The sequence below is a fragment of the Sphingomonas sp. CD22 genome, assembly GCF_034556155.1.
Taxonomy (GTDB): Bacteria; Pseudomonadota; Alphaproteobacteria; order Sphingomonadales; family Sphingomonadaceae; genus Sphingomonas.
The window spans coordinates 1-23,999 of the sequence record NZ_JAYDYX010000006.1; the positions used below are offsets into that span (position 1 = coordinate 1).

A 23,999-nucleotide genomic window follows, 5' to 3' on the forward strand; every position below is an offset into this window, starting at 1 on the left:
GTGGACGCTCACGCCCCTTCTCTCGCTTCCCAACTTCGGACGCTTGTTCATCATCGTGAATGACCGATTTTGACGCTTGGCTATCCCTTCGCGAATGCCTCAATGGAAGGATAATCGACATTCAATTCGGAGCCTGAACTAGCCGGATTAGCGAGCCGTCCGGGTCAATTAACGCGCCAACGAGGCCACCCCAAGGCTCCCTTTTCGGCCGATGAACGCGCGGCCAGCCCTTCGTGAGTTCGGGCACACCTGCAGATAGTAGAATTTCAAAGAACGCGCCGACGTCGTCCATCCTGAAACAGCAGCCAAACGAACTCTGTGCCGGATCAAGATCGGGGAACGGAAAAAATTCCAGAATTAGATCACCCCGTTTAAGGATCATCCAACCGGCGTCTTTCCAAGTCTGCTCGAATCCAAACTGCTCATAGAAACGGGCTGTAATCTCGAAATGCCTAGAAGGAAGGTTGGGCGTAGCTAAGTTGGGCATCTCAACGGCTCCCATCATGATCCGACTCCGGTAGATCAACTTCTCCGTTTTTCCGCAAGGCGCGAAGACGGCCAGCAGTGCGGATCCAGCGAGGACCCATACCCGGACATTCGCTCGCGCTTTCCCACTTCCCAACTTACGACACTCGTTCACATCTGGGCTAACCGTTACCCAGAGCTAGCTAAACTCACTGCGGGGCGCGACCAACTAACCAGAACATGCTGGAGAAATGCCGACGCGGCAGGTGGCAAGGTACGATCGGCGAGCCATGCCACGCCGATCGTCCGGCTGATCATCGGCGCCGTCAACGGACGTGACACAAGCGTTACCTGCCCAAGCATGGCGAGCGTCGATTGGGGTAGCGCGCTGATCCCTAGTCCCGCCGCAAGCAACCCCCCCATCGTCGCCAGTTGCGTACATTCATACAATGGCTTCACGCTGACCGCCGCCTTGATGAAGGCGGTATCGGTCAGGGCACGGACGCTACTCCGCGCCGCCATCGCGATGAACGGATTGTCTGCGAAGGTCGACCAGTCGGCCGCACCGGGCAGGTCGACCGGATGGCCAGTCCGACAGACCAGCACGTAATCGTCTTCAAGTAACGGTTCGAACTGGAAATTGTCCTCGTCGGGCGGCGTCGTGATGGCGAGATCGATCTGTCGATCCTGCATTTCCTGATAGAGCGTACCCGAGAGATGATCGTGCAGGATGATCTCGACCAACGGGTAAATTGCCTGGAAACCCGCGATCATGCCGGGGAGTGCCCCCGCCGCGACCGACGGCAGCGCACCGACGACCACGCGGCCTCGCTCTCCAGCGAAATTTTGCCGCACCGAGGTAAAAGCGTGGTCGAAGTCCGCGGTTAGACGCTCGACGATCGGCAGAAGAGTCTCCCCTGCCGTCGTCAAGGTGACGTTGCGAGAATTTCGGTCGAACAGGCGAACGTCCAGCGTCTCTTCGAGCAGGCGGATCGTACGGCTGAGCGCAGGTTGCGAGACGTTCGTCATCCGCGCGGTCTCGCTGAAGCTCAGATTATGGGCGATCTGCATGAACAGTCGAAGGCTAGACATGCTGGGGGACTTCGACATGCTGACCTCTCCATCGATACGGCGTTGGTCGCGAGCAATCACAAATACGAATTGATCTATGCGTAATCTCTATTTCTTAAATCATCGCGCGCCTTCGATAAGGGTGCAAGCGAGAAAAAGCGGGAGAGGCATATGACGAGAACGATCTGGCGGGCCAGCGTGGCTATAGCGGCGCTCATGACGAGCGTACCCATGGCGGCGCAGACCGCCCCGGCAAAGGCGTGGATGGACGCAAGCCGCACGCCCGACGAACGCTCCGCTGAGATCCTCGCGCAGATGACGCTCGACGAGAAGATCGCGATGGTGAACGGCACTTTCGGATCGGCGCTGAAGAGGGGCAATCCGAACGAGACGCGGACCGGCGCGGGGCATGTTCCGGGTGTTCCGCGGCTCGGTATTCCCGATCTGTACGAGAGCGACGCGAGTCTCGGCGTCGCGAACGGCGGCGAGATGCGCAAGGGCGATGTCGCGACCGCCCTGCCCGGCAGCCTGCTGACCGCGTCCACCTTCGATCCGACCATCGCCGAGGCCGGTGGGCGCATGATCGGCAGCGAATCCCGCGCAAAGGGCTTCAACGTGCTGCTGGCGGGCGGCGCCAATCTGGTCCGCGATCCGTGGAACGGCCGCAATTTCGAATATCTGAGCGAGGACGTGCTGCTGACCGGCGTGATGGCAGGCGCGGCGATCAAGGGCATCCAGTCGAACGGCATCGTCTCGACGATCAAGCACTACGCGCTGAACGCGCAGGAGAGCGGCCGCAACGTGCTCGACGCGAAGATGGCCGAAGCGCCAATGCGCGAGAGCGAACTGCTGGCCTTCGAGGTGGCGATCGAGGCAGGCAAACCCGGTTCGGTGATGTGCGGCTACAACCAGGTAAACGGGCATTATGCCTGCGAGAACGACTTCCTGCTGAATACCGTCCTGAAGAAGGACTGGGGCTATACCGGCTGGGTGATGTCGGACTGGGGCGCAGTGCACTCGACCGTCAAGGCGGCAACCGCGGGACTCGATCAGGAATCGGGCCAGGAACTCGACAAGCAGGTGTTCTTCGGCGCGCCGCTGAAGGCTGCGGTCGCCGCCGGCACCGTCCCGGCTGCGCGACTGGACGACATGGTCCGCCGGATCCTGCGGACGATGATCGCGCATGAGCTGGTCGATCGCCCGACCCCGGCAACGCCCCAGCCGATCGACTACGCCGCCAACGCGAAGGTCGCGCAGGCGACGGCCGAGGCGGGGATCGTCCTGCTAAAGAACGACCGCGACCTGTTGCCGCTGGCCGCGACCGCCAAGACGATCCTCGTGATCGGCGGCCATGCCGATGTCGGCGTGCTGTCGGGTGGCGGATCGTCGCAGGTCCGATCCGTCGGCGGCGTGCCGCTCGAACTGCCGATGCCCGGCGGCGGACCGCTCAGCAGCTTCATCAAGATTACCTATCACGCATCGTCGCCGCTCGCGGCGATCAAGGCGCGCCTGCCTCAGGCTCAGGTGACCTATCTCGACGGCAACGACGTCAGGGCCGCCGCCGCCGCCGCCCGCGCGGCCGATATCGTGATCGTGTTCGGCGAGCAGTGGCGCACCGAAGCGCAGGACGTAGAGACGCTCGACCTGCCGGGGACGCAGAACGCGCTGATCGACGCGGTCGCCGCCGCCAATGGGAAGACCGTGGTGGTGCTGGAGACCGGCGGCCCCGTGACGATGCCATGGGCAGGTCGCGTCGGCGCGATCCTGGAAGCGTGGTATCCCGGCCAGAAGGGCGGCGAGGCGATCGCATCGATCCTGGTCGGCGACGTGAACCCGTCGGGTCGCCTGCCCGTCACGTTCCCTGCCAACGCCGCGCAGGCGCCGCGGCCGACGATCCCCGGCCTGGCGCTCGTGAAGGCGGCGGAGGCGCGCAACGCCGTCAAGCCCAAGGCGACGACGCTCGACCTGAGTACGGTCGACCTGACCGGTGGCGTACCCTCGTTCCCGGTCGAGTATCCCGAGGGCGCGGACGTCGGCTATCGCTGGTATCAGCGCAAGGGTGCCGCCCCGCTCTTCGCGTTCGGTCATGGCCTGTCGTACACCAAGTTCGGCTATCGCGACCTCAAGGTGGTTGGCGACGCGATCAGCTTCTCGGTCACCAACACCGGCAAGCGCGCGGGCGCGGACGTGCCGCAGGTCTATGCCGCGCCTGCCGGCCAGATGCGCCGGCTGGTCGGATTTCAGCGCGTAATGCTGCAACCCGGCGAAACCAAGCAGGTCAGCGTCACGATCGATCCGCGCCTGATCGCGCGCTACGACACCGCACGGCCCGGCTGGTCGGTCGCGGCCGGTGCCGTGCCGATCACGGTCGGGCGACAAGCGGGCGACGCGGTCCTGTCGGGCACGATCCAAGTGGCGGCGCAGGCCATCAAGCCGTGACCGTGCGGTCCTCGTCGCCGTCGTCGTCGTCGCGCTGGTTGATCGGTGCGGCGCTTTCGGCGGTCGCCTTGCTGGCCCAACCGGCCGCCGCCGATCCGCACGTCCAGAGCCGCAAGGGCCCGATGCTGACGGTCGAGGGCAAGCAGTTCCGCGACCTCGATCGTAACGGACGGCTCGATCCGTACGAGGATTGGCGACTATCGCCCGAGCGGAGGACCGACGATCTGGTCCGTCGCATGACGCTGGAGGAGAAGGCGGGCACGATGATGCACGCTTCGCTACCGGGCGCGGGCAGCGGCGCCAACGCCTCGATCGGCGTCTCAGCCGACGGTTACGACCTGAAGCGCGTCGGTGAGATGATCGGCCAGCGCGGTATCACCAGCTTCATCACCCGGCTGGCGTTGTCTCCGCGTCGTTTCGCCGAAGCGAACAACGCGGTTCAGTTGCTCGGCGAGGACGCGCGGTTGGGCATTCCGGTGACGATCAGCACCGATCCGCGCAACCATTTCCAATATGTGCTGGGCGCCAGCGCGCAATCGAAGGGCTTTTCGCAATGGCCCGATCCGCTCGGCTTCGGCGCGATCGGCGATCCCTCGGTCGTGCGCGCGTTCGCGGATATCGCGCGACAGGAATATCGTGCGGTAGGCATCCACGAGGCGCTGTCACCGCAGGCCGACCTTGCCACCGAACCGCGCTGGTCGCGGATGACGGGCACGTTCGGGTCCAACCCGGCGCTCGTCTCGCCTCTCGTCGCGGCCTATGTCGAGGGTTTCCAACACGGCCCGAACGGTGTCGCGCGCGACGGCGTGATGGCGATCGTCAAGCACTGGGTCGGCTATGGTGCGGAGCCGAACGGGTTCGATGCGCATAACTATTATGGCCGCATCGCGCGCCTGGACGATCGCAGTTTCGCCGAGCACGTCGCCGCGTTCGACGGCGCGTTTCGAGCGAACGTCGCAGGCGTCATGCCGACCTATCCGATTCTCGACGGCGTGACGATCGACGGCACCCCGCTCGAACAGGTCGGCGCAGGCTTCAACCGCCAGCTGCTGACCGGGCTGTTGCGCGACACGAAAGGCTATCGCGGCATCATCCTGTCGGACTGGGCGATTACCAACGATTGCGGCCCCGGATGCGGCGCGCCCGACAAACCGCAAGGCGTGCGCGACATTGCGATGCCGTGGGGCGTCGAGACGCTGAGCGAGGCGCAGCGCTTCGAAAAGGGCATCGTCGCCGGGCTCGACCAGTTTGGCGGCGTCGACAAACCCGCCGCGATCATCGCCGCAGTGCGGGCGGGTCGCATCGCGGAAGCGCGGATCGACGACTCCGTCCGACGGATCATGATCGCGAAGTTCGAACAGGGGCTGTTCGACAATCCCTATGTCGATCCCATCGCAGCCGAACGTTTCGCCGCGCGTCCCGAGTATCAACGCATGGCGGACGCGGCACAGCGCCGGTCGCAGGTCCTCCTGGAGAACCGGTCAGGCGTCCTGCCCCTCGCGAGCAAGCGCAGGGTCTTTATCTACGGATTGTCACCTGACGCAGTGACCGCGAAGGGCTTTACCGTCGTCGCCCGCCCGGAGGATGCAGACGTCGCGATCATCCGACTGGAAACGCCGAGCGAGATGCTCCACCCCAACAACTTCTTCGGCAGCCGTCAGAAGGAAGGACGGCTCGATTTCCGCAACGGCGATGCCGGCTATGAGGCGCTGAAGACGGCGAGCGCGCATGTTCCGACGATCGTCTCGGTCTATCTCGACCGGCCGGCGATCCTGACCAATGTTCGCGACAAGGCGGCGGTGGTGCTGGCCAATTTTGGGGTGAGCGACGCCGCGTTGATGGATGTGCTGACCGGGCGCGCTAAGGCGTCGGGCCGGCTGCCGTTCGAACTGCCATCGTCGATGGCTGCCGTCAGCGCGCAAGATCCGGCGGTACCAGACGATTCCGCCAAGCCACTCTATGCCGTTGGTGCCGGCATTGGGGGCGCAGTGCGCCTCAGGCGATGACCGGCGCCGACATGCCTGCGGGACAAGCTTTCTCAGCCACATTGACCTCAGGCCAGGTCCCAACGAGGACTTGCGACGTCAGGTGAGCCTTGCAGCGCAGGCACGACGGGGAACGCGATCTATTGGCGTGGTTCATGACGGAATCTTGCTCGGACCGACGCAGACCCGACCAAGCCTCTCCTCGAGCATAACGGTATTGTATCGATCGATCACAAACTTGTATTTTACTGATCGAGATTAATCGTCGATCACGCTCTTTCAAGAATACGAGCCGGAGACGCTCGACCGTTCCGACCATTCGAAAACGAACGGCGGACAGGTGGAGCGATTAGGAGGGGAAGACGATGAGCAAGCGTTTGTTGGCATGTGGGGTTTCCGCGTTCGCGGTATTTGCGACACCGGTCGCAGCGCAGCAGATCGGACCGCCGTCGACGCTTCCCGAACAGAGCGTGCAACAGGTCGGCGAGGCCCCGGCCGCCGCTACCCCCGCGGAATCGAACAGCGCGTTGCAGGCGTCCGAAGGCGATATCGTCGTTACCGCCAACCGTAATGAATCACTCGCGTCCAAGACCCCGATCGCGCTGACCGCGATCACCGGGACGGCGCTGTTGTCGGCGGGCATCACCAATCCGACCACGCTGGGCGAGCAGGTGCCGAACCTTTCGATCGATCGGGGTAACGGCCTGCAGATCACGATCCGCGGCATCACGAGCACCGATGGCACCGAGAAGGGCGATCCGTCGGCAGCCTTCATGACCGACGGCATCTATATCGCGCGGCCGCAGACGCAGGAGGTCAGCTTCTACGACATCGCCCGCGTCGAAGTGCTGCGCGGTCCACAGGGTACGCTGTTCGGCCGCAACACGACCGCCGGCCTCGTCAACGTCATCACCAACCATCCGGTCGACCGCTTCGAAGCGTCGGTCGACGCGAGCTACGGCAATTACGACAGCCGCCTGCTGACGGGCATGATCAACGTGCCGCTCTCAAACTCGATCGCCGTGCGCGCCGCGTTCAACTACGATCGCCGCGACAGCTTCCTCGAGTCCGGGCCCCGCGTCCGTACTGACCTCAGCCCGTTCCGCGACAACGTGTCGGGACGCTTGTCCGCCTCCTGGTCGAGCGGCCCGGCCAAGCTGTTGATCGTCGGCGACTATTCGCATGTTGGCGGGCAGACCGTGAACAGCGTCCTGACGAGCAATTTCTACACCGGGTTCAACACCGTCGGGGTCGACCCCGTCTACAATCCCGTGTCGGGGAAGACGGCACAGCGTACCGTGGTCGCGCCCTATGCGACCAAGCTCGGTCGCGACAACGACGTCTACGGCGTGCTGGCCGATTTCAGCTACGACTTCGGCGGGGTGACGCTCAACTATCTCGGCTCCTACCGGAAGTTCGAGCGGCGCGAGGATCTGAGCCTGACGCCAGGCAGCGGTGCCACCGTGTTTCCGTCGCGCGACGATGCGGCGTACAAGCAGAACAGCCAGGAACTCCGTCTCTCGACCGACCTCGGGCCGCTCTCAATCCAGGCGGGTGGCTACTATTTCCACGAGACCGGGTTCCAGAATTACTACATCTTCGGCCTGCTCAACGCCACGCCCGGTGCGCCCGGCTATGTCTTCGGCTTTCCGCAGCGTTACGTGAAATCGGAATCGCTTGCCGGCTTCGGCCAGGCGACGCTGAAGCTGACCGACCGGTTTCGCGTGACCGGCGGGGTCCGCTATTCGCACGACGAGAAGGCGCGGATCGGGGCGACCGTCATCTGCGGCGCGGTCGCCTGCACCGGCGCGCGCGATACGAGCACGGTCAACAATGCGGCACGGACGTTTTCGAAGGTCACCTATCGCGGCGGGGTCGACTACGACCTGAACTCGCGCAGCCTGCTCTACGCGGTCGTCTCGACCGGCTACAAGGCGGGCGGATTCAACGATGGCTGCGAAGCCGGAACCGGCGCGGGCTGTACGCTGAGCGCAAACGCCCTCTATTATAATCCAGAGACGATCACGTCGTACGAAGGCGGCATCAAGACGCATCTGGCGGGCAACGTCCTGCGCGTGAACCTGTCGGGCTTCCATTACGACTTCGCCGGCATCCAGTTGAGCCAGCTCTCGACGATCTGCGGCGGCCCGTGCCAGGTGACTACCAACGCCGGCCAGGCGAAGGTCGACGGCGTCGAGCTGGAGACCGTGGTGAACCCAGGTCCTAACACCCGCTTCGACGCATCGGCCTCGTGGTTGAACGCGCGCTACACGAACTTCTTCCCGACACCGGCCGTCAGCTTTGCCGGCAGGAAGCTAGATAGGTCGCCCGAATGGACGGTGACGGCGGGGATTACGCAGACCGTCCCGCTCGCCGGCGGCGCGAACATCCAGGCCTCGGCACGCACGCGCCTCAGCGACAGCTATTATCTGGCCGCGCTGGGTACGCTCAACCAATTCCGCCAGCCGAGCTTCACCAAGACCGACCTGTCGCTCACCTACAATGCAGCGGGCGAGCGCTGGTATCTGCAGGGCTTTGTGCGTAATCTCGAGAACAGCCTCGTCGTGTCGGGCGCGTCGTCGGGCGCCTATAGCGGCGTGACGTTGCAGGATCCGCGCACCTATGGCGTGCGGACCGGCTTCCGGTTCTAGGCGCGTCATGCCGGGCATCCGCCGCCGCCGAATGGCCGCCGTCGGGGCGGCGATGGCGGCGGCGGCCGTCCTGATCGGGGCCGCGCCGGCGCCAGTCTGCGGGGATCTCGGGATAGGTCACCCTGGAAAGACGACGGCCGAGAGCGTCGCGCAGGGGCCTCGCTCGTTTGGCAATGGCAAGACGACCCCGCCCCTGCCCGGCTTTTGCCGCGTCACGGGCAAGCTGCGACCCGTGGCCGGTTCCAGTATCGGCTACGAACTCTGGTTGCCGGGCGCCGATGCCTGGACCGGTCGGTTCCAGATGGTCGGCAATGGCGGCTATTCCTCGGGTCTGCCGACCGCCGCGATGGTGGACGCGCTGCGGCGGGGCAGCGCCGTGGTCGCGACCGATACGGGCCATCAGGGCGACGATCCCGACTTCGCGCGCGGCCGTCCGGAGTCGATCGTCGACTGGGGCTGGCGGTCGGTCCATGTCACCGCGGTCACCGCTAAATCCGTCGTCCGTCGCTATTATGGCCGGCCGGCGACCTACGCATATTTCAACGGCTGTTCGACGGGCGGCCACCAGGCGATGATGGAGGCCCAGCGCTTCCCCGCAGACTTTGACGGCATCGTCGCGGGTGCGCCGGGTTCCGACCGGGTGCGGCTCAACGCGGCGTTTCTCTGGCAATATCTCGCCAATCACCGCCCGGGACAGGATGACTCCCCGATCCTAGGCGCCGGCGATCTCGCGCTGCTCCAACGTCATTCGCTCGCCCGCTGCACGGCGCGGATTGATCCCTCGGACGACTGGCTGGCGGAGCCGCTTTCGTGCCATCCCGATCCTTCGGCACTGCTATGCGCGCCCGGCCGGACGACCGGATGCCTGACCGCCGAGAAGATCGCCGCAGCCCGCGCGATGTACCGCGGCGCGCGCGACCCGCGGACCGGCGCGCAACTGACGTTTCCGTGGTTGCCGGGCAGTGAAACCGGATGGAGCGGCTATTGGGCCAACCCGCAAAAACCCGACGAACCGGCGCGGGCGAATTTCTGGCGGATCTGGGCGTTCGACAATCCGCATTGGAACTGGTGGCATGCCGCGTTCGCCAGCGATCTGGCCGCGACACAGGCGCGGCTGTCACCGATCATCGATGCGCAGAACCCCGATCTTTCCCGTTTTCGCACGCGTGGCGGCAAACTGTTGCAATATCACGGCCTCGCCGATCCCGTCGTGTCGCCGCTGAACACGCTGGCCTATCGATCGAGCGTCATGCGCGCCATGCAGCTGACGCCGGACCGGTTGTCGGCATGGTTTCGGCTCTTTCTCATACCCGGCATGGGGCACTGCGCAGGCGGTCCCGGGTTCACCACCTTTGATGCGCAGACCGCGATCGAGCATTGGGTGGAGGACGGTCGACCGCCCGACGCACTGTCAACGACATCGTCACGACAGCCCGGCCGCGCGAGGCTTCTGCCTCCGGCTGTTACACCAACCTCATGAGGACATGACATGACACGATTTGCGACATTGCTCTTCGGCGGATCGGCGCTGCTCACTCTGGGGATGACCGGCAACGCGGCTGCGCAAAACGCTCCGGCCGAGCCACCGCCGATCATCGACGTCCATGTCCACGCGATCGGCGACATTCCGGGGATCATGCCGATGTGTCCCAACGCCTCGCACTTCCTCGCATCCGATCCGAACACCAAGGAAGCGCCCTTCGGCTGGTCGCAGGAGCCGTGCAGCGCGCCGCTGCAACCCACCCAGAAGGGTGCGTACATGAAGGAGGTGCTGGACGAGATGGCACGCCTCAACGTGCGCGCGGTCGTGTTCGGCGATCCCGCAACGGTGACGCAGTGGAAACAGACCGCACCCGATCGCGTCATCCCCGGCACCAGCTTCGCGGGTGCAACACCCGACCGCAAACGCCTTTCCGAAGACGAGCTCCGCCGCCTGTTCACGTCGGGCGGCTTCAAGGTGATGGGCGAGATCGGCCTGCAATATGAGGGACTGTCGCCCAGCGATCCCTCGGTTGACCGGTATTTCGCGCTCGCGGAATCGCTCGATATCCCGGTGGCGATCCACATGGGGACCGGCGGATCGGGCCGCGCCAACATCGCCTCGCCGAATTTCCGCGGTTCGATGGGCGACCCGTTGTTGCTCGAGGGCGTGCTCGCCCGCCATCCCAAGCTGCGGGTCCAGGTTATGCACGCGGGCTATCCGATGATCGACAACATGCTGACGCTGCTCCAAGCGAATTCGCACGTGTATGTCGATATTGCCGGACTGATCTGGAGTTATCCGCTGAAAGAGGTCAACCGGTATATCCAGCGGCTGGTCGATGCGGGGTTCGAGGATCGCGTCATGTTCGGCACGGACGAACTGATCTGGCCCGGTCTGATGCGCTATTCGGTCGGGATCATCCAGAATGCCGACTATCTGTCGAGCGAGCAGAAGCGCGATATCCTATATAACAACGCTGCGCGCTTCCTACGTTTGGCGCCGGTCAAAGCCAGGTAACAGCACCGTATATACGGAAGAAATTAGGTCACGCAGCCGGTAGCGTGCACGTTTCAAAGAACACGTCAGGATCGACAGGCTGCTTGCGCGTCGATCCTGACTACTATCTCACGGACGCATCGGCACCTTTGCCAGATCGGCGTCGATCGCCTTTAGCTTGGCATCGGTCAGAGCGGGGATATAGGATTGCAGTGCCTCCAGCGTCACGCCGCGTGCCATGCCGATCTGTTCGCTCTTGATCACGTCGGGAATCTGGCGCTCGAGCACCGCCTTCGCCGCGGGATCGTCGAGCATCTTGCCGAGCGGCGTGGTGATCGAAGTGTAGTGCCCCGAGGCCTGCGCACTGGCCAAACGTGCCTTGCCGGCTTCGATATCGGCGCCCCACGGATCCTTCTGCGCCACAGCCTTGCCGTCCGCACCGAAATCCATCAGCTGGTCACCGGTGGCGGTATAGGCAGGCCAGGACGGCAGACCGCTTCCGTTCGGATTCCCGGTCTTGGCGAAATTGACGACATAACGGCTGATCGTCTTGCCGACCGCAATGTCCTTGGCGGTGGTCTTGTCGCCATACTTCACCTGCGTGGTATCGAAGAAGAACGGAATGTCCGTCGCATGCTGCGCGCCGGGCTGACCGACCGAGTCCGCGACGTAGGAGAAGCGATACTCCCAGACCGGTACGCCCTTGCTGGCGATCGCTGCCGACGCCTCGCGCGCGCCGGCGATCATGAAGCCCGACTTGCCACCCATGTCGGCACTGGTCGCACCGATCACCGTCGGCACCCGCGCGAAGCGGTTCGCGGCATATTCGCCGCCCAGATCGACGACGACCTTGCCGTCGACGAACGGACCGGTATTGGTCGGCGGCCCCGCCTTCGGACGGAACATCTGCATCATGCTGAGGCCGTCGGTAACCTCTTCGGCGCTCAGCGCGCGCAACTTGGCAAGCGCGTCGGGCGCGGCGGGATCAATGTTCTTCGACCGAGCAAAATTGGCGCCGATCTGCTCGACGTCGGCGAGCGTGCGCTTGTCCGACTGGCCATTGCCGCCCGACATCACGAAGGCCTTGCTGAACAGGCCGCGGGCCAGCGGCGAGGTGTTGAGCATGTGCACCGACATACCGCCAGCGCTTTCACCGATGATCATCACGTTCGCGGGATCGCCGCCGAACGACGCGATGTTGGCCCGCACCCACTTCAACGCCGCGATCTGGTCCATGATGCCGTAATTGCCGAGCATGCCATCATCGGCATTCTGCTGGGTAAGCGGCGGCATTGCGAACGTGCCGAACCGTCCGACACGGTAGTTGAAGCTGACGAACACCACGCCCTGCTTGGCCAAATTGGCGCCGGAATAGGTCGGCGGTGACGCACCGCCGTTCACGAAACCGCCGCCATAGATCCACACGATCACCGGGAGCTTGGCCGACGCGCTCGCCGCCGCTGGCTTCCAGACATTGGCGTACAGGCAATCCTCGGCAGGCTGCGTCCCGAGCGGTGCGGCGTCGCTGGGGAACGGGACCTGCATGCAGTCGTGCGAGTAGGCGGTCGCGTCCTTCACGCCTTTCCACGCCGCAGCTGGCTGAGGGGCGCGCCAGCGCAGCGCCCCGACCGGTGCGGCCGCGAAAGGAATACCCTTCCAGCTCGCGACTCCGTCGGCACTTGCACCGCGAACCTCGCCGCGGTCGGTGGCGACGACAGTGTCTCTGGCTTGGGCAGTCGCGAGCACAGGGCTCGTCAAGGCGACGATGGCGGCGGTCAGGAACAGGCGGTGTGCAATCATGAGCGGCAAATCTCCGAACGAGCAGGAATATGGCCAGGATGACCGGATCAGAAGGCCTTTGTCAGCTGGAAGGTGGCGATACGGCCGAAGATGTTGGCGTTGGACGGATCATACGCTCCGTAGTTGTTGCCCGCCTGCGTTAGCACCAGCGGGGGATCCTCGTTCGTCACGTTCTGGAAATTGGCGCTCAGGCGGACGCCACCCAGCACGCCGCTCGACCGCGGTACCGAATAGGTGATGCCGACGTCCAGCGTCTTCCATGACGGCACCTTGGTCTGCGGTCGGCCGGTGATTGGGATCGTGTTGTCGTAGGATCCGGTATAATTCAGGAAGGCGTTGACCCCGACCCGCCCCAGCGTCCAGCCGAGTTGGCCGCGGCCCCGCAGGCTCACCGGATAATAATAGGTATCGAGCACGTCCTGCTTCGGGCCGCCGGACACCTGTTGCAGCGACTGGTTCAGGATCTTGGTGACGCTTACGCCCACATTCCATTTTCCGATGCCGGTATCGAACTGGTAGGAGGTCTGGAAGTCCAGCCCGTCCTGCGAGGTGGTCGCGGCATTGGCGCTGCGTGCATCCAGGATGACCCCGACTGTGCAGGCGCTGAGCACGGGCGTATTGTAGAGCGCCGGATTGGCGGCGATGAAGTTCGCCAGTACCGGATCATAGGTCGCGGGGCTGCCATTCACGCAATTCGCCGGGTTGTTAACCGGCGTGATGTACGGGCTGTATAGCGCGGCATTCTGCGGATTCGATAGGAACAGTCCGACATTCTGGCCTACGATCTGGTTGGCATAGCGCGTCTTGTAATAGGTCCCGGAGAACCGAAAACCCGATCCCACCGGCTTGACGTCGAAACCCGCCGACCAGGTCTTGGCCGTCTCTGGTCGCAGGTTCCGATTGGCACCCAGCAACAGATAGGTGCTGCTGAACCCCGGGTATAACAGCGCGATATCGTTCCGCCCCGATGCGTTGGCGAATGGCAGGCCGATCACCGCCGACGAATAGTTTTCAGGATTGGTATCGGTCAGCGCCGGGGCGCGGAACGACGTGCCCCAGGACCCGCGGACCGAGAGGAAATCGTTCACGGTCCAGGTCGCGCCGATCTTGGGATTGGTCGTGCCCCCGAAATCGGAATAATTGTCGTAGCGTACGGCCGCGTCGATGTTCAGCGCCTGCACCAGCGGGATGTTCATGTCCTCGCCGACCAGCGGCACGAACAGCTCGGCGAACACGCTGGCGGTGCTGCGATGCGTCGTACTGTCGTTGGTGACCGCAAAACTGTTATTGGTGCGGTCCTGCTCGAACGCGTTGTTGCTGCCGTTCAGCAGGTGCTGGCGGTTGTAGGCGAGCTCTCCGCCGATCGCCGTGCGCACCTCGCCGCCGGGCAGCGAGAATAGCGGACCATCGACTTTGACCACGGAATCGATGAACGTGTTGTACGAGAACTGCGTATTGGTGCCCAAGAAGGTACCGTATTGCGCGGCGGTCAGCGGGGTCGACTGGTAAGGATTGATCGCTCCCGCCGTGATCTGCGATGCCAGCGCGGCACCATTGGCATTGTTGTCGAAGTTGCAGATGCCGCAGGTCGTATCGTGCGCGTAGGTGAAATAGGTATCGATGTTCCAGCGATTGGGCAGGTGACCGGTCACGCCGCCGGTCACGCTGATCGTTTCGGTCGGGTTCTTCGTGACCGACGGGCCGCCAAAGAACGTGATCGGGTTGACCGCCACCGTCTGAGCGAGCCCACCGCCGCAATCGGCGTTGGCGGCCGACGCCGAGGCTGCCGCACCGCTGATGTAATAGGGACTGCCCTGACAGACGAGCAGGTTGTTGCCGACGCGCGAGTTGCCATAGCTGCGGCTCGATGTCTGCCGCTTGGTGTAGAAGGATTCGAGGTAGACCGAGATCGACGGTGCCAGTTCCTGGTTAAAGAACAGCGCCGCCTGATCGCGCTTCTGTCGCGGAAGGAAATCAGTGTAGTCGGATTGGTCGGCGAGCGCGGCGCCTGGCGTCAGTTGTCCGAACGCGACGCCGGGGCGCGCGTCGGGCGCAACCGTATAATAACTGTACGGGACGCCGTTGCCGCCGACGATCAGTGCCGGGCTGGTGACGCCGAGGTTGGCGTTGTTGGCGCGCGAGTCGATACCCCCGAGCGGGCTGAGATCGCGCCGCAGGAATTTCGACCGACCGTTGACGAACGGTCGACGATCCTCGTGATCGTAGGTCAGGATGATATTGCCCGTATCCCAACTCTTGCCGCCGGTCACCGACACACCCCAGGTGTTGTGATAGCGATCGACACTGTCGCGACCCGAGACTTCGAGCCCGTCGAACCGCTTGCGCAGCACGTAGTTGATCACGCCGGATACCGCGTCGGAGCCGTAGATCGCGGAGTTGCCGTCACTGACGACCTCGATCCTTTCCAGCGCCGCGACCGGGATCTGGATGGATTCGGTGAACGTGCTGGCGGCACCGCTCGGCACGACACGGCGGCCGTCGACCAGCGTCAGCGTCGCCGAGGTGCCGAGGCCGCGCAGATTGATCGCGTTGCCCTGGGTCGAATTGCCGCCATAGCCGGACGTGCCGCCCTGCCTGTAGACCGGGCCGGACCCGCCCGAATTGGGGTTGTTCTGTACCTGTGGCAGCGTCTGCAGCACGTCGTTGACGTTGGTGTAGCCGGTGGCGAGCACCTGCGATCGATCGATCGACAACGTCTGCGATCCCACCGGCTTGACGCCCGAGATGTTGGTACCGGTGACGATGATGTCTTTTTCGCTCGCGACGTCCGCGGTGCTTTCGGTCGATGGCTGTTCGGCTGTCGTGACCTTTGCGCCGGTGGTCGTATCGGCCTGATCGGCGGGAGTCGCCTGTGCCGGCGCCACGGGCACGTCGGTGGTGGCCTGCTGCGCTAGCGCCGGCGCGGCCTGCGCCGCGATCACAAGTGCGAGTATGCTGGCGCCGCGATGGACCAAACGTAAGTTCGGATTCATGTCATCCCCCCTGTTCGCCGGGGTCGTTGATCCGCCCCGTGCTAAACCAACCGTTCGTTCGCGCTGCGGGACGTCGAGTCATGCCGGCAGGCCAGCATGGGATGACGTGTCGCGTCGGATCGACAGTCGATGCCTCTGCATGCGGCGCGCCAAGCCAATAGAAAAATACAATTTTCCGATCGACCTATTCATCTCGGACATGGATACTTGCTTGGGACCTATGACGAAGATGGATCGAGCGATCACTTTTTTCTGTTGGACGTCGCGGGTTTGATCCTCCTTGTTAGGGGAGACAGGTGTCCGAACCAGGATCGCCGCGCGGCTGAACTTGATCGGCCGAATACTGGGGGAGGCCAATGATGAGTGAACCACGTACCGGCAGGACGCTACGCACCGGCGCCGTCATCGCCACGCTCATGTTGGCGAGCACCCCGGTGGTCGGCCAGGCTCCAGCCGCGACACCATCCGCCTCGACCAAGGCGCAGCCGTGGATGAACGCGTCGATCGCCCCGGCGCGGCGCGTCGCGCTTTTGCTGCCGCAGATGACCCGCGCGGAAAAGCGGCAGATGGTGATGGGATATTTCGCGACCGATTTCCCGCCGAGGAAGTTCAAGGCGCCGGCGGAAGCGCGCAACGGATCGGCCGGTTACGTGCCGGGCGTTCCGCGGCTGGGTATCCCGCCGCAATGGCAGGCAGATGCCGGCATCGGCGTGGCAAGCCAGGGCGGCGCGCCCCGCAAGCGCGAAAGGACCGCCCTCCCCTCCAACCTGGCGATCGCTGCCACATGGGACATCGCTTTAGCCCGGAAGGGCGGCGCCATGATCGGCGCAGAGGCGCGTGCCTCGGGGTTCAACGTACTCCTCGCCGGCGGCGTCAACCTGACCCGGGAGCCGCGCAACGGCCGCAACTTCGAATATGGCGGCGAGGATCCGTTGCTGGCCGGAACGATGGTGGCGGCGCAGATCAACGGCATCCAGTCGAACCACGTGATCTCGACGATCAAGCATTTCGCGATCAACGATCAGGAAACCGATCGCAACGCGGGGAATGCCGTGATCGACCAGGCGGCTGCACGCATGTCGGACCTGCTCGCCTTTCAGTTCGCGATCGAGAAGGCGAATCCCGGGTCGGTGATGTGCGCCTATAATCGCGTGAACGGCCCGTTTTCGTGCGAGAGCCCCTGGCTGCTCGGCGACGTGGTGCGCCGCGACTGGAACTGGCAAGGCTATGTGATGTCGGACTGGGGCGGGACCCACTCGACCGGTCCCGCCATCGCCGCCGGGCTGGATCAGCAATCCGGCTATCCGTTCGACAAGGAACCGTATTTCGGCGCCAATCTGGACGCGGCGCTCGCCGCGGGCACGGTCAAGGACGCGCAGCTCGATCGCATGGTTGGACATATCTTACACGCGATGTTCGACAAGGGGCTGTTCGACCACCCGATCACCGCGGCGCCGCTCGACCTGCCCGACGCGATGCTTGCCGGTCACGCCGCGGTGACGGGACAGGCCGCGGCGCAGAGCTTGGTGCTGCTCAAGAACCAGAATGCCATTCTGCCGTTGTCGTCGTCGATCAAGTCGATCGTCGTGATCGGTGGCCATGCCGACAAGGGCGTCTTGGCCGGCGGCGGATCGTCGCTCGTCTATCCGAAGGGCGGCAACGCCGTGCCCGGTATCGCGCCGGCCTACTGGCCCGGGCCGGTCATGTATTATCCGTCGTCGCCGCTCGAGGCCATCCGGCGCCAGGCACCCAATGCGCGGATCAATTTCGTCGATGGCAGCGACCCGCGTGCCGCAGCGGAGCAGGCGCGCGATGCCGAGGTGGCGATCGTGTTCGCGACGCAATGGGCCGGCGAAGCGTTCGACGTATCGCTTGCCCTGGCCGATGGTCAGGACGCGCTAATCCAGAGCGTCGCGGCGGCCAACCCGCACACGGTCGTGGTGCTTGAGTCCGGTGGCGCGGTGCTGACGCCGTGGCGCGACAACGTCGCCGGCATCGTCGCCGCATGGTTTCCCGGAACGGCAGGGGGCACGGCGATCGCCGACGTGCTGTTCGGCCGCACCAATCCTTCGGGTCACTTGCCGATCAGCTTTCCGGCGGAGTTGAGCCAACTGCCTCGACCAGCCGTGCCGACACCGGGAAATGTACGATACATCGAGGGCGCGGCGGTCGGCTATAAATGGCTCGACCGGCAAACGCTGCGCCCGGCCTTCGCCTTCGGTCACGGCCTGTCCTATACCAGCTTCGCGTACGGCAAGTTGCGCGTGGCCAAGGACGGCGCGGGCTTGCGAGCCAGCTTCACGGTGCGCAACACGGGCAAGGTCGCGGGCAAGGCCGTTCCGCAGGTCTATATCGCTAGCGAGGGATGGGAAGCACCCAAGCGGCTAGGCGGATTCGCCGCCGTGATGCTGGCTCCGTCGGCTACGACGAACGTCACCGTGACGATCGACCCCCGCCTCCTCGCCAACTTCGATGAGACCACCCGTAGTTGGCGGATTGCCACAGGTACCTATCGCGTGATGCTGGGCGGAGCGTCCGATGCGCTTGGGCAACCCGTTACCGTTTCGCTCGACGCGCGCTCTCTGCCCGCTACTTGGCATCCGCTTGAAATTGCGGCGTCGCGCTGACCCGCAGCATCTACCGATGACATCGTCGATACTGGAGGGGGGCGTGTCGTAAGCGTGTCGCGGATGACGGGAAGCCGTTTTCGTCACGCTCCGATTTGCAGCAACGCTCATCCGTCCGTGAGCGACGATAGGTTTAGCTGATAGATCTATAATATAATGGTAATTGATGAATAGGTCTTCGCGGGGCAATATCTACCCGTAGAGACTGAACAGTTACGGGAGGGGATCATACTGGCTTTTGTCGCCGCAGCGACCATCCTGTCGTTGCTCGCCGTCATCCTGTCCAACCGGGTATCGCCGCTGGCAGCACTCATCCTCATCCCGATCGCGGGCGCGATCGCAGCCGGCGTAGCGCCCGGCATCCCCGGCTACATCGTCGATGGCCTTGCCAAGATCGCGCCGGTCGCCGGCATGTTCGTCTTCGCGATCCTGTTCTTCGGGATCATGACCGATGCCGGACTGCTGGCGCCGCTGGTTAATGCCGTCCTGCGCATGATCGGCGAACGCCCTTCGCGTATAACCGTCGGTACGGCGTTGCTGGCGCTCCTGATCCATCTCGATGGCTCGGGCGCGGTGTGCTTCCTGATCACCATCCCGGCCTTGCGCCCGTTGTACGATCGGCTCGGGATGGATCGTCGCGTATTGGCCTGCACCGCATCGATGGCCGCCGGCGTCAACTTCCTGCCCTGGACCGGTCCGACATTGCGCGCCGGGGCAGCGCTGAAGCTGCCGGTCGCGACCATCTTCACGCCGATGATCGGGGTTCAGGTCGTCGGTCTCGTCTTCGTCTTCGTCGTCTCCTGGTGGCTGGGCGTGCGCGAGGAACGGCGGCTCGGCACCGGTCGTCGTGTCGCGAACGCCGAGACGCCGGCTCTTTTCGGTGTCACGCCGAGCCACAGTGACGCCGAACTGGCCTTACGACGGCCTCGGCTTTTCGTCGTCAACGTCGCGATCACCTTGGTGGTCGTGGCGACGATGATCACCGGGCTGATCGAGCCCGTGGTCGTGTTCATGGCGGGCACCGCACTGGCGTTGATCGTCAACTATCCTTCGGCGGCACAACAGCGCGAACGGATCGACGCGCACGCTCGCGCCGCGCTGATGATGGCCGGCATCCTGTTCGCGGCAGGCGCCTTTACCGGCATCATGACAGGGTCCGGCATGATCAAGGCCTTGGCCCAAGCATCCGTCTCGCACGTCCCCGATGTGATCGGGCCGCGTATCCCGGTTCTGCTTGGCATGATCGCCATGCCGCTGAGCTTGCTGTTCGATCCCGACAGCTTCTATTTCGGGGTCCTGCCAGTGATTGCCGAGGTCGCCGGGCATTTCGGCGTGCCCGCGGTCCAGGTCGCGCAGGCCGCTTTACTAGGCCAGATGACGACGGGTTTTCCCGTCAGCCCGCTCACGCCGGCCACCTTTCTGGTCGCTGGGCTGAGCGGCGTCGAACTCGGCGCGCATCAGCGTTTCGCGATCCCCTGGCTGTTTGCCGCATCGATCGTGATGACGCTGGCCGCCGTCGCTTTTGGAACATTCTCGTTATGACCGGTCGAACCATCCGCATCGGCGCCGGAGCCGGCTTTTCCGGTGATCGGATCGAGCCGGCGCTCGAACTGGTCGAACACGGTACCCTCGACTATCTCGCGTTTGAATGCCTGGCGGAGCGTACGATTGCGCTCGCACAAGCCGCGCGGCGAACGAATCCGGATGCCGGGTTCGATCCTCTGCTCGAGGATCGCATGCGCGCGGTCCTCCCCGCGGCTCATGCCCGCGGCGTTCGGATCGTGACTAATATGGGCGCCGCCAATCCGATCGGCGCCGCGCGTCTGGTCACGCGGATCGCGCGCGAACTGGGCCTGACCGGACTGCGGACGGCAGCAGTCACGGGCGACGACGTCCTCGATATCATCCGAGCGGGTGATTTCCCGTTGATCGACCGGCCCGGCCGTAGTGGCGATCTTGGCGACGCGATCGTTTCCGCAAACGCGTACCTGGGCGCAGGCGGCATCGTCGAAGCGCTGGCGGGCGGCGCCGATGTCGTCATCACCGGTCGGGTCGGCGATCCAGCGTTGTTCCTCGGACCGCTTATCCACGAATTCGGGTGGACGATGGACGACTGGGAAAGGCTTGGCCGCGGTACCGTCGTGGGCCACCTTCTCGAATGCGCAGGCCAGGTGACCGGCGGCTATTTCGCCGATCCGGGCATCAAGGACGTACCCGACCTGGCACGGCTCGGCTTTCCTTTCGCGGATGTATCCGACGACGGCAGCGCGGTCCTGGGCAAGGTCGACGGGTCCGGCGGCTGCCTGACCTGTGCAACCTGCAAGGAGCAGTTATTGTACGAGATCCTCGATCCGGCCGGCTATCTGCAGGCGGACGTCATCGCCGACTTCACCGGCGTTTCCTTCGAGCTGACATCGCCCGACCGCGTACACGTACGCGGCGGCACCGGTCGACCGAAGCCGGATACGGTCAAGGTTTCGATCGGATACGAGGACGGCTTCGTCGGCGAAGGTCAGATGTCCTATGCCGGCCCGGGTGCCGTAGCGCGCGGACAACTGGCGTTGGACGTCGTACGCGAGCGCCTGCAGATGACCAGCGTGCCGATATCGGATCTCCGATGCGAACTCATCGGACTGAACGCCATCGACCGGACGGGACAGTTGGACGGACCGGAGCCCCGCGAGGTGCGCGTTCGGGTGGCCGGACGGACGCCGACCCGCGTCGCCGCCGAACGGATCGGTGCCGAAGTCGAGGCGCTGTACACCAACGGTCCGTTCGGTGGTGGAGGCGCTGTGTCGAGCGTCCGCGAGGTGCTGGCGGTCGCCTCGACCTTGCTGGACCGGGCGCAGATCTTCCCGGCCGTGCAGTACGAGGTCGCCTGACATGATCCTGCGCGACCTCGCCCATGTTCGCACCGGCGACAAAGGCGACATTTCCCAGATTGCAGTCATCGCCTATCGCAGCGAAGCCTTCGCGCTGTTGGCCAGCGCCGTGACCGCAGAGCGCGTCGTCGCGCACCTGGCAGACCTTTCGGTGCGCCGGATCACGCGGTTCGAATTGCCCGGACTGGGCGCGCTCAACTTCGTGCTCGAGGGTGCGCTCCGCGGTGGCGTCACACGGTCGCTGGCACTCGACGCGCACGGCAAGACGCTCGGCGCACAGCTGCTCGATCTCGAGATCGATCCTCAATGAAAGAGTCGCGAATGCGCCGGTGTTTTGTGCTTCTGGCAACGTCCGCGCTCGGCGCGCTGGCGGTCCCTGCCCCTGCGCGCCTGGTGCGGATACAGGTCGACAGCATCACGCCCGCACCGGTCGGCACCGCGCCTGCCTCGACGCTGCCGATACCGTATGAGATCGTACGGGGTCGGTTCTTCGGTACGCTCGATCCGGCGGACGCACACAATCACGTCATTACCGATATCGACGGCGCGCCCCGCGATGCGAAGGGACGCGTCCAGTATTCGGCGACATTCGCGATCGCCAGACCCGTCGATCGATCGCGCGCCACCGGCGTCTTGTTCTACGACGTGCCCAATCGCGGCGGTTCGCAAATCGGTGCGGATGCGGACGGATACGTCCGGGTTATCAGTGGCTGGCAAGGCGACCTTCCGCCCGGGCCGGATGTCCAGACCGCCAGTGTACCGGTCGCTCATGGAAAGAATGGAAAGCCGCTCACAGGCCCCGTCCTCGCCCGCTTCACCGATATGCCTGCCGGTGCGCGGTCGATTGCGATCGCCGGCAGCATCGGCAAACCGACTGCGCGGCCAGTGCCCGTGACATTCGATACGACGAAGGCGCGGCTGTTCCGCCAAACCGCCGATCTGGCACCGCCCGTGGACGTGAAGCCCGCGGACTGGGCCTTCGCCGATTGTGCGACGACGCCCTTCCCGGGCAAGCCCGACCCGACGAAACTCTGCGTGCGGGGCGGGTTCGACCCCGCCTACGCCTATACGCTGATCTATGAGGGCAAGGATCCGCTCGTCCAGGGGATCGGTTTTGCCGCGACCCGGGACCTTGTCGCCTATCTGCGCAGTGGCAAGCCGGACGATACGGGCAACGCCAACCCGGCCGGACGCATTCGCTGGACGGTGGCCAGCGGCACGTCGCAATCCGGCAATTTCCTGAAGAGCTTCGTCAATCTGGGCTTCAACGCGGACGAGTACGGACGCCGCGTGTTCGACGGGATCAATCCCAACATTGCCGCTCGTCAGGTCCCGTTGAACCTGCGCTTCGCCGTTCCCGGCGGTGCCGCGACCTTATACGAACCGGGTAGCGAGGGAACGCTGTGGTGGGGCCGGTACGACGATGTCGCGCGCGGCCGAGGCGTCAGCAGCCTGCTCGACCGCTGCACCGCGAGCAAGACCTGCCCCAAGGTGATCGAGACGTTCGGCTCGGCCGAGTTCTGGGGATTGCGCATGTCGCCAGGGCTGATCGGCACCGCCGCCTCGACCGATCTTCCGCTGCCAGCTGACGTTCGACGCTATTACTTCCCGGCGACCACGCATGGCGGATCCTGGACCGGAGGCTTTCCGTTCGCTGGCGATCCCAAGTTGCTGATCTGCGCATTGCCGGGCAATCCAAACCCTTCGATGGACAGCCTGCGTGCCGCCCAGGCCATGCTTGTCGCGTGGGTGCGCGACGGCACGGCCCCGCCCCCTAGCCGATACCCGACCTTGGCCGCCGGTGATCTCGTCGACGCGAACGGGGCGGCGATCGGATTTTCATCCTGGCCCGGAGCACCCAGGCCAGATGGCAAGCTGAACGCCTTTTTCGACTACGACATGGGGAAAGGATTTCGCTATCGCGACGTGAGCGGCGCGATCACGCGCCAGCCACCGGCGATCCGCGGGACGATACCGTCGCGCGTCCCCCGGGTCGATGCGGACGGTAACGAGACGGCCGGCGTGCCCTCCGTCCAGCTACAGGTCCCGATCGGGACCTATCTCGGCTGGAACGTTCAGTCCGCAGGGTTCGGCAAAGGCGGCGGATGCGGGTTCTTCGGGGGATTCATACCGTTCGCCAAGACGCGCGCCGAACGGTTGGCGGTCGGAGACCCTCGCTTGTCCCTTGTAGAGCGTTACGGCAATCACGCCGGATTCGTGGGAAAAGTCCGCGCGGCGGTGGCGCGACAGCGCGCCGCTGGTTGGCTACGCGAAGAGGACGCAAATAAAATCACCAGCCAAGCCCAATTCAGCCAGATCCTAGTTGATTGAAATTGGATACAAATACCAATCGTATTTTTGAGGCGCCCTGCTGGGCTTTCGAGATGTATTATCGTTTCCCCCGGTTACCACGCGATTAGCCCCCTACCCACCAAATGAACCAACGGCCGCTTGCAACAATCGCTGCCCGAAAGATGGCCGAGCCCCTATCTCACTGTTTCACCGTAAATGCGGACAGTCCGCTTACACAGGTTTTTTTGCCGTATATCGTAAAAAAGGTGCGCCCGTGCCGCTGCTGCATCCGCCAGAACGCGGCGCTGTTCTTCA

General features: G+C 64.4%; 14 protein-coding genes. 10 read left to right on the forward strand and 4 right to left on the reverse strand.

The window, feature by feature from the left end; translation table 11 throughout:
• Nucleotides 1-121: 121 nt before the first annotated feature.
• Complete coding sequence (locus tag SFC76_RS12605) at nucleotides 122-487, reverse strand: bleomycin resistance protein (protein WP_322850035.1); 366 nt, start codon at nucleotides 485-487, stop codon at nucleotides 122-124.
• 167 nt (nucleotides 488-654) lie between these two features.
• Nucleotides 655-1,575, reverse strand: coding sequence for a LysR family transcriptional regulator (locus tag SFC76_RS12610; protein ID WP_322849791.1), 921 nt, complete (start codon nucleotides 1,573-1,575; stop codon nucleotides 655-657).
• A gap of 177 nt (nucleotides 1,576-1,752) precedes the next feature.
• On the opposite strand from SFC76_RS12610, the gene SFC76_RS12615 reads away from it, so the two are divergent.
• The 5 genes from SFC76_RS12615 (at nucleotide 1,753) to SFC76_RS12635 (ending at nucleotide 11,111) form a co-directional block, all read left to right on the forward strand.
• Nucleotides 1,753-3,975, forward strand: coding sequence for a beta-glucosidase (locus tag SFC76_RS12615; RefSeq protein WP_322849792.1), 2,223 nt, complete (start codon nucleotides 1,753-1,755; stop codon nucleotides 3,973-3,975).
• Complete coding sequence (locus SFC76_RS12620; protein ID WP_322849793.1) at nucleotides 3,972-5,981, forward strand: glycoside hydrolase family 3 protein; 2,010 nt, start codon at nucleotides 3,972-3,974, stop codon at nucleotides 5,979-5,981. The genes SFC76_RS12615 and SFC76_RS12620 overlap by 4 nt, the downstream gene beginning before the upstream one ends.
• Nucleotides 5,982-6,325: 344 nt before the next feature.
• A complete protein-coding gene (locus SFC76_RS12625; RefSeq protein ID WP_322849794.1) occupies nucleotides 6,326-8,611 on the forward strand; it encodes a TonB-dependent receptor in 2,286 nt (761 codons plus the stop codon).
• Nucleotides 8,612-8,618: 7 nt separating this feature from the next.
• Nucleotides 8,619-10,091 (forward strand): tannase/feruloyl esterase family alpha/beta hydrolase, encoded by a 1,473-nt coding sequence (locus tag SFC76_RS12630; RefSeq protein WP_322849795.1) that lies wholly within the window; start codon nucleotides 8,619-8,621, stop codon nucleotides 10,089-10,091.
• 9 nt (nucleotides 10,092-10,100) lie between these two features.
• Entirely contained in the window at nucleotides 10,101-11,111 is a 1,011-nt protein-coding gene (locus tag SFC76_RS12635; RefSeq protein WP_322849796.1) for an amidohydrolase family protein, read from the forward strand.
• 108 nt (nucleotides 11,112-11,219) lie between these two features.
• On the opposite strand, the gene SFC76_RS12640 is transcribed toward SFC76_RS12635, so the two are convergent.
• Nucleotides 11,220-12,890, reverse strand: coding sequence for a carboxylesterase/lipase family protein (locus SFC76_RS12640; RefSeq protein WP_322849797.1), 1,671 nt, complete (start codon nucleotides 12,888-12,890; stop codon nucleotides 11,220-11,222).
• 47 nt (nucleotides 12,891-12,937) lie between these two features.
• Nucleotides 12,938-15,883 carry a TonB-dependent receptor domain-containing protein gene (locus SFC76_RS12645; protein ID WP_322849798.1) on the reverse strand — a complete coding sequence of 982 codons (2,946 nt, stop codon included), beginning with the start codon at nucleotides 15,881-15,883 and terminating at the stop codon, nucleotides 12,938-12,940.
• A gap of 359 nt (nucleotides 15,884-16,242) precedes the next feature.
• On the opposite strand from SFC76_RS12645, the gene SFC76_RS12650 reads away from it, so the two are divergent.
• From SFC76_RS12650 to SFC76_RS12670, 5 genes are all read left to right on the forward strand, one after another.
• Nucleotides 16,243-18,510, forward strand: coding sequence for a beta-glucosidase (locus SFC76_RS12650; protein WP_322849799.1), 2,268 nt, complete (start codon nucleotides 16,243-16,245; stop codon nucleotides 18,508-18,510).
• Between the two features lie 231 nt (nucleotides 18,511-18,741).
• Nucleotides 18,742-20,052: a citrate:proton symporter gene (locus tag SFC76_RS12655; RefSeq protein ID WP_322850036.1), complete on the forward strand. Its 1,311-nt coding sequence runs from the start codon at nucleotides 18,742-18,744 to the stop codon at nucleotides 20,050-20,052.
• Nucleotides 20,049-21,392 (forward strand): acyclic terpene utilization AtuA family protein, encoded by a 1,344-nt coding sequence (locus SFC76_RS12660; protein ID WP_322849800.1) that lies wholly within the window; start codon nucleotides 20,049-20,051, stop codon nucleotides 21,390-21,392. The genes SFC76_RS12655 and SFC76_RS12660 overlap by 4 nt, the downstream gene beginning before the upstream one ends.
• 1 nt (nucleotide 21,393) lies before the next feature.
• A complete protein-coding gene (locus SFC76_RS12665) occupies nucleotides 21,394-21,702 on the forward strand; it encodes a hypothetical protein (RefSeq protein ID WP_322849801.1) in 309 nt (102 codons plus the stop codon).
• On the forward strand, nucleotides 21,699-23,723 hold the full coding sequence (locus SFC76_RS12670) for an alpha/beta hydrolase domain-containing protein (RefSeq protein WP_322849802.1): 2,025 nt from the start codon (nucleotides 21,699-21,701) through the stop codon (nucleotides 23,721-23,723). Before SFC76_RS12665 ends, SFC76_RS12670 begins: the two co-directional genes overlap by 4 nt.
• Nucleotides 23,724-23,999: the final 276 nt, after the last annotated feature.

What these genes read in the sequence shown, in the direction of transcription:
- SFC76_RS12605 (WP_322850035.1), bottom strand. Translation starts at nt 487, where the DNA reads ATGCCCAACTTAGCTACGCCCAACCTTCCTTCTAGGCATTTCGAGATT.
- SFC76_RS12610 (WP_322849791.1), bottom strand. Translation starts at nt 1,575, where the DNA reads ATGTCGAAGTCCCCCAGCATGTCTAGCCTTCGACTGTTCATGCAGATC.
- SFC76_RS12615 (WP_322849792.1), top strand. Translation starts at nt 1,753, where the DNA reads ATGACGAGCGTACCCATGGCGGCGCAGACCGCCCCGGCAAAGGCGTGG.
- SFC76_RS12625 (WP_322849794.1), top strand. Translation starts at nt 6,326, where the DNA reads ATGAGCAAGCGTTTGTTGGCATGTGGGGTTTCCGCGTTCGCGGTATTT.
- SFC76_RS12630 (WP_322849795.1), top strand. Translation starts at nt 8,619, where the DNA reads ATGCCGGGCATCCGCCGCCGCCGAATGGCCGCCGTCGGGGCGGCGATG.
- SFC76_RS12635 (WP_322849796.1), top strand. Translation starts at nt 10,101, where the DNA reads ATGACACGATTTGCGACATTGCTCTTCGGCGGATCGGCGCTGCTCACT.
- SFC76_RS12640 (WP_322849797.1), bottom strand. Translation starts at nt 12,890, where the DNA reads ATGATTGCACACCGCCTGTTCCTGACCGCCGCCATCGTCGCCTTGACG.
- SFC76_RS12645 (WP_322849798.1), bottom strand. Translation starts at nt 15,883, where the DNA reads ATGAATCCGAACTTACGTTTGGTCCATCGCGGCGCCAGCATACTCGCA.
- SFC76_RS12650 (WP_322849799.1), top strand. Translation starts at nt 16,243, where the DNA reads ATGAGTGAACCACGTACCGGCAGGACGCTACGCACCGGCGCCGTCATC.
- SFC76_RS12660 (WP_322849800.1), top strand. Translation starts at nt 20,049, where the DNA reads ATGACCGGTCGAACCATCCGCATCGGCGCCGGAGCCGGCTTTTCCGGT.
- SFC76_RS12665 (WP_322849801.1), top strand. Translation starts at nt 21,394, where the DNA reads ATGATCCTGCGCGACCTCGCCCATGTTCGCACCGGCGACAAAGGCGAC.
- SFC76_RS12670 (WP_322849802.1), top strand. Translation starts at nt 21,699, where the DNA reads ATGAAAGAGTCGCGAATGCGCCGGTGTTTTGTGCTTCTGGCAACGTCC.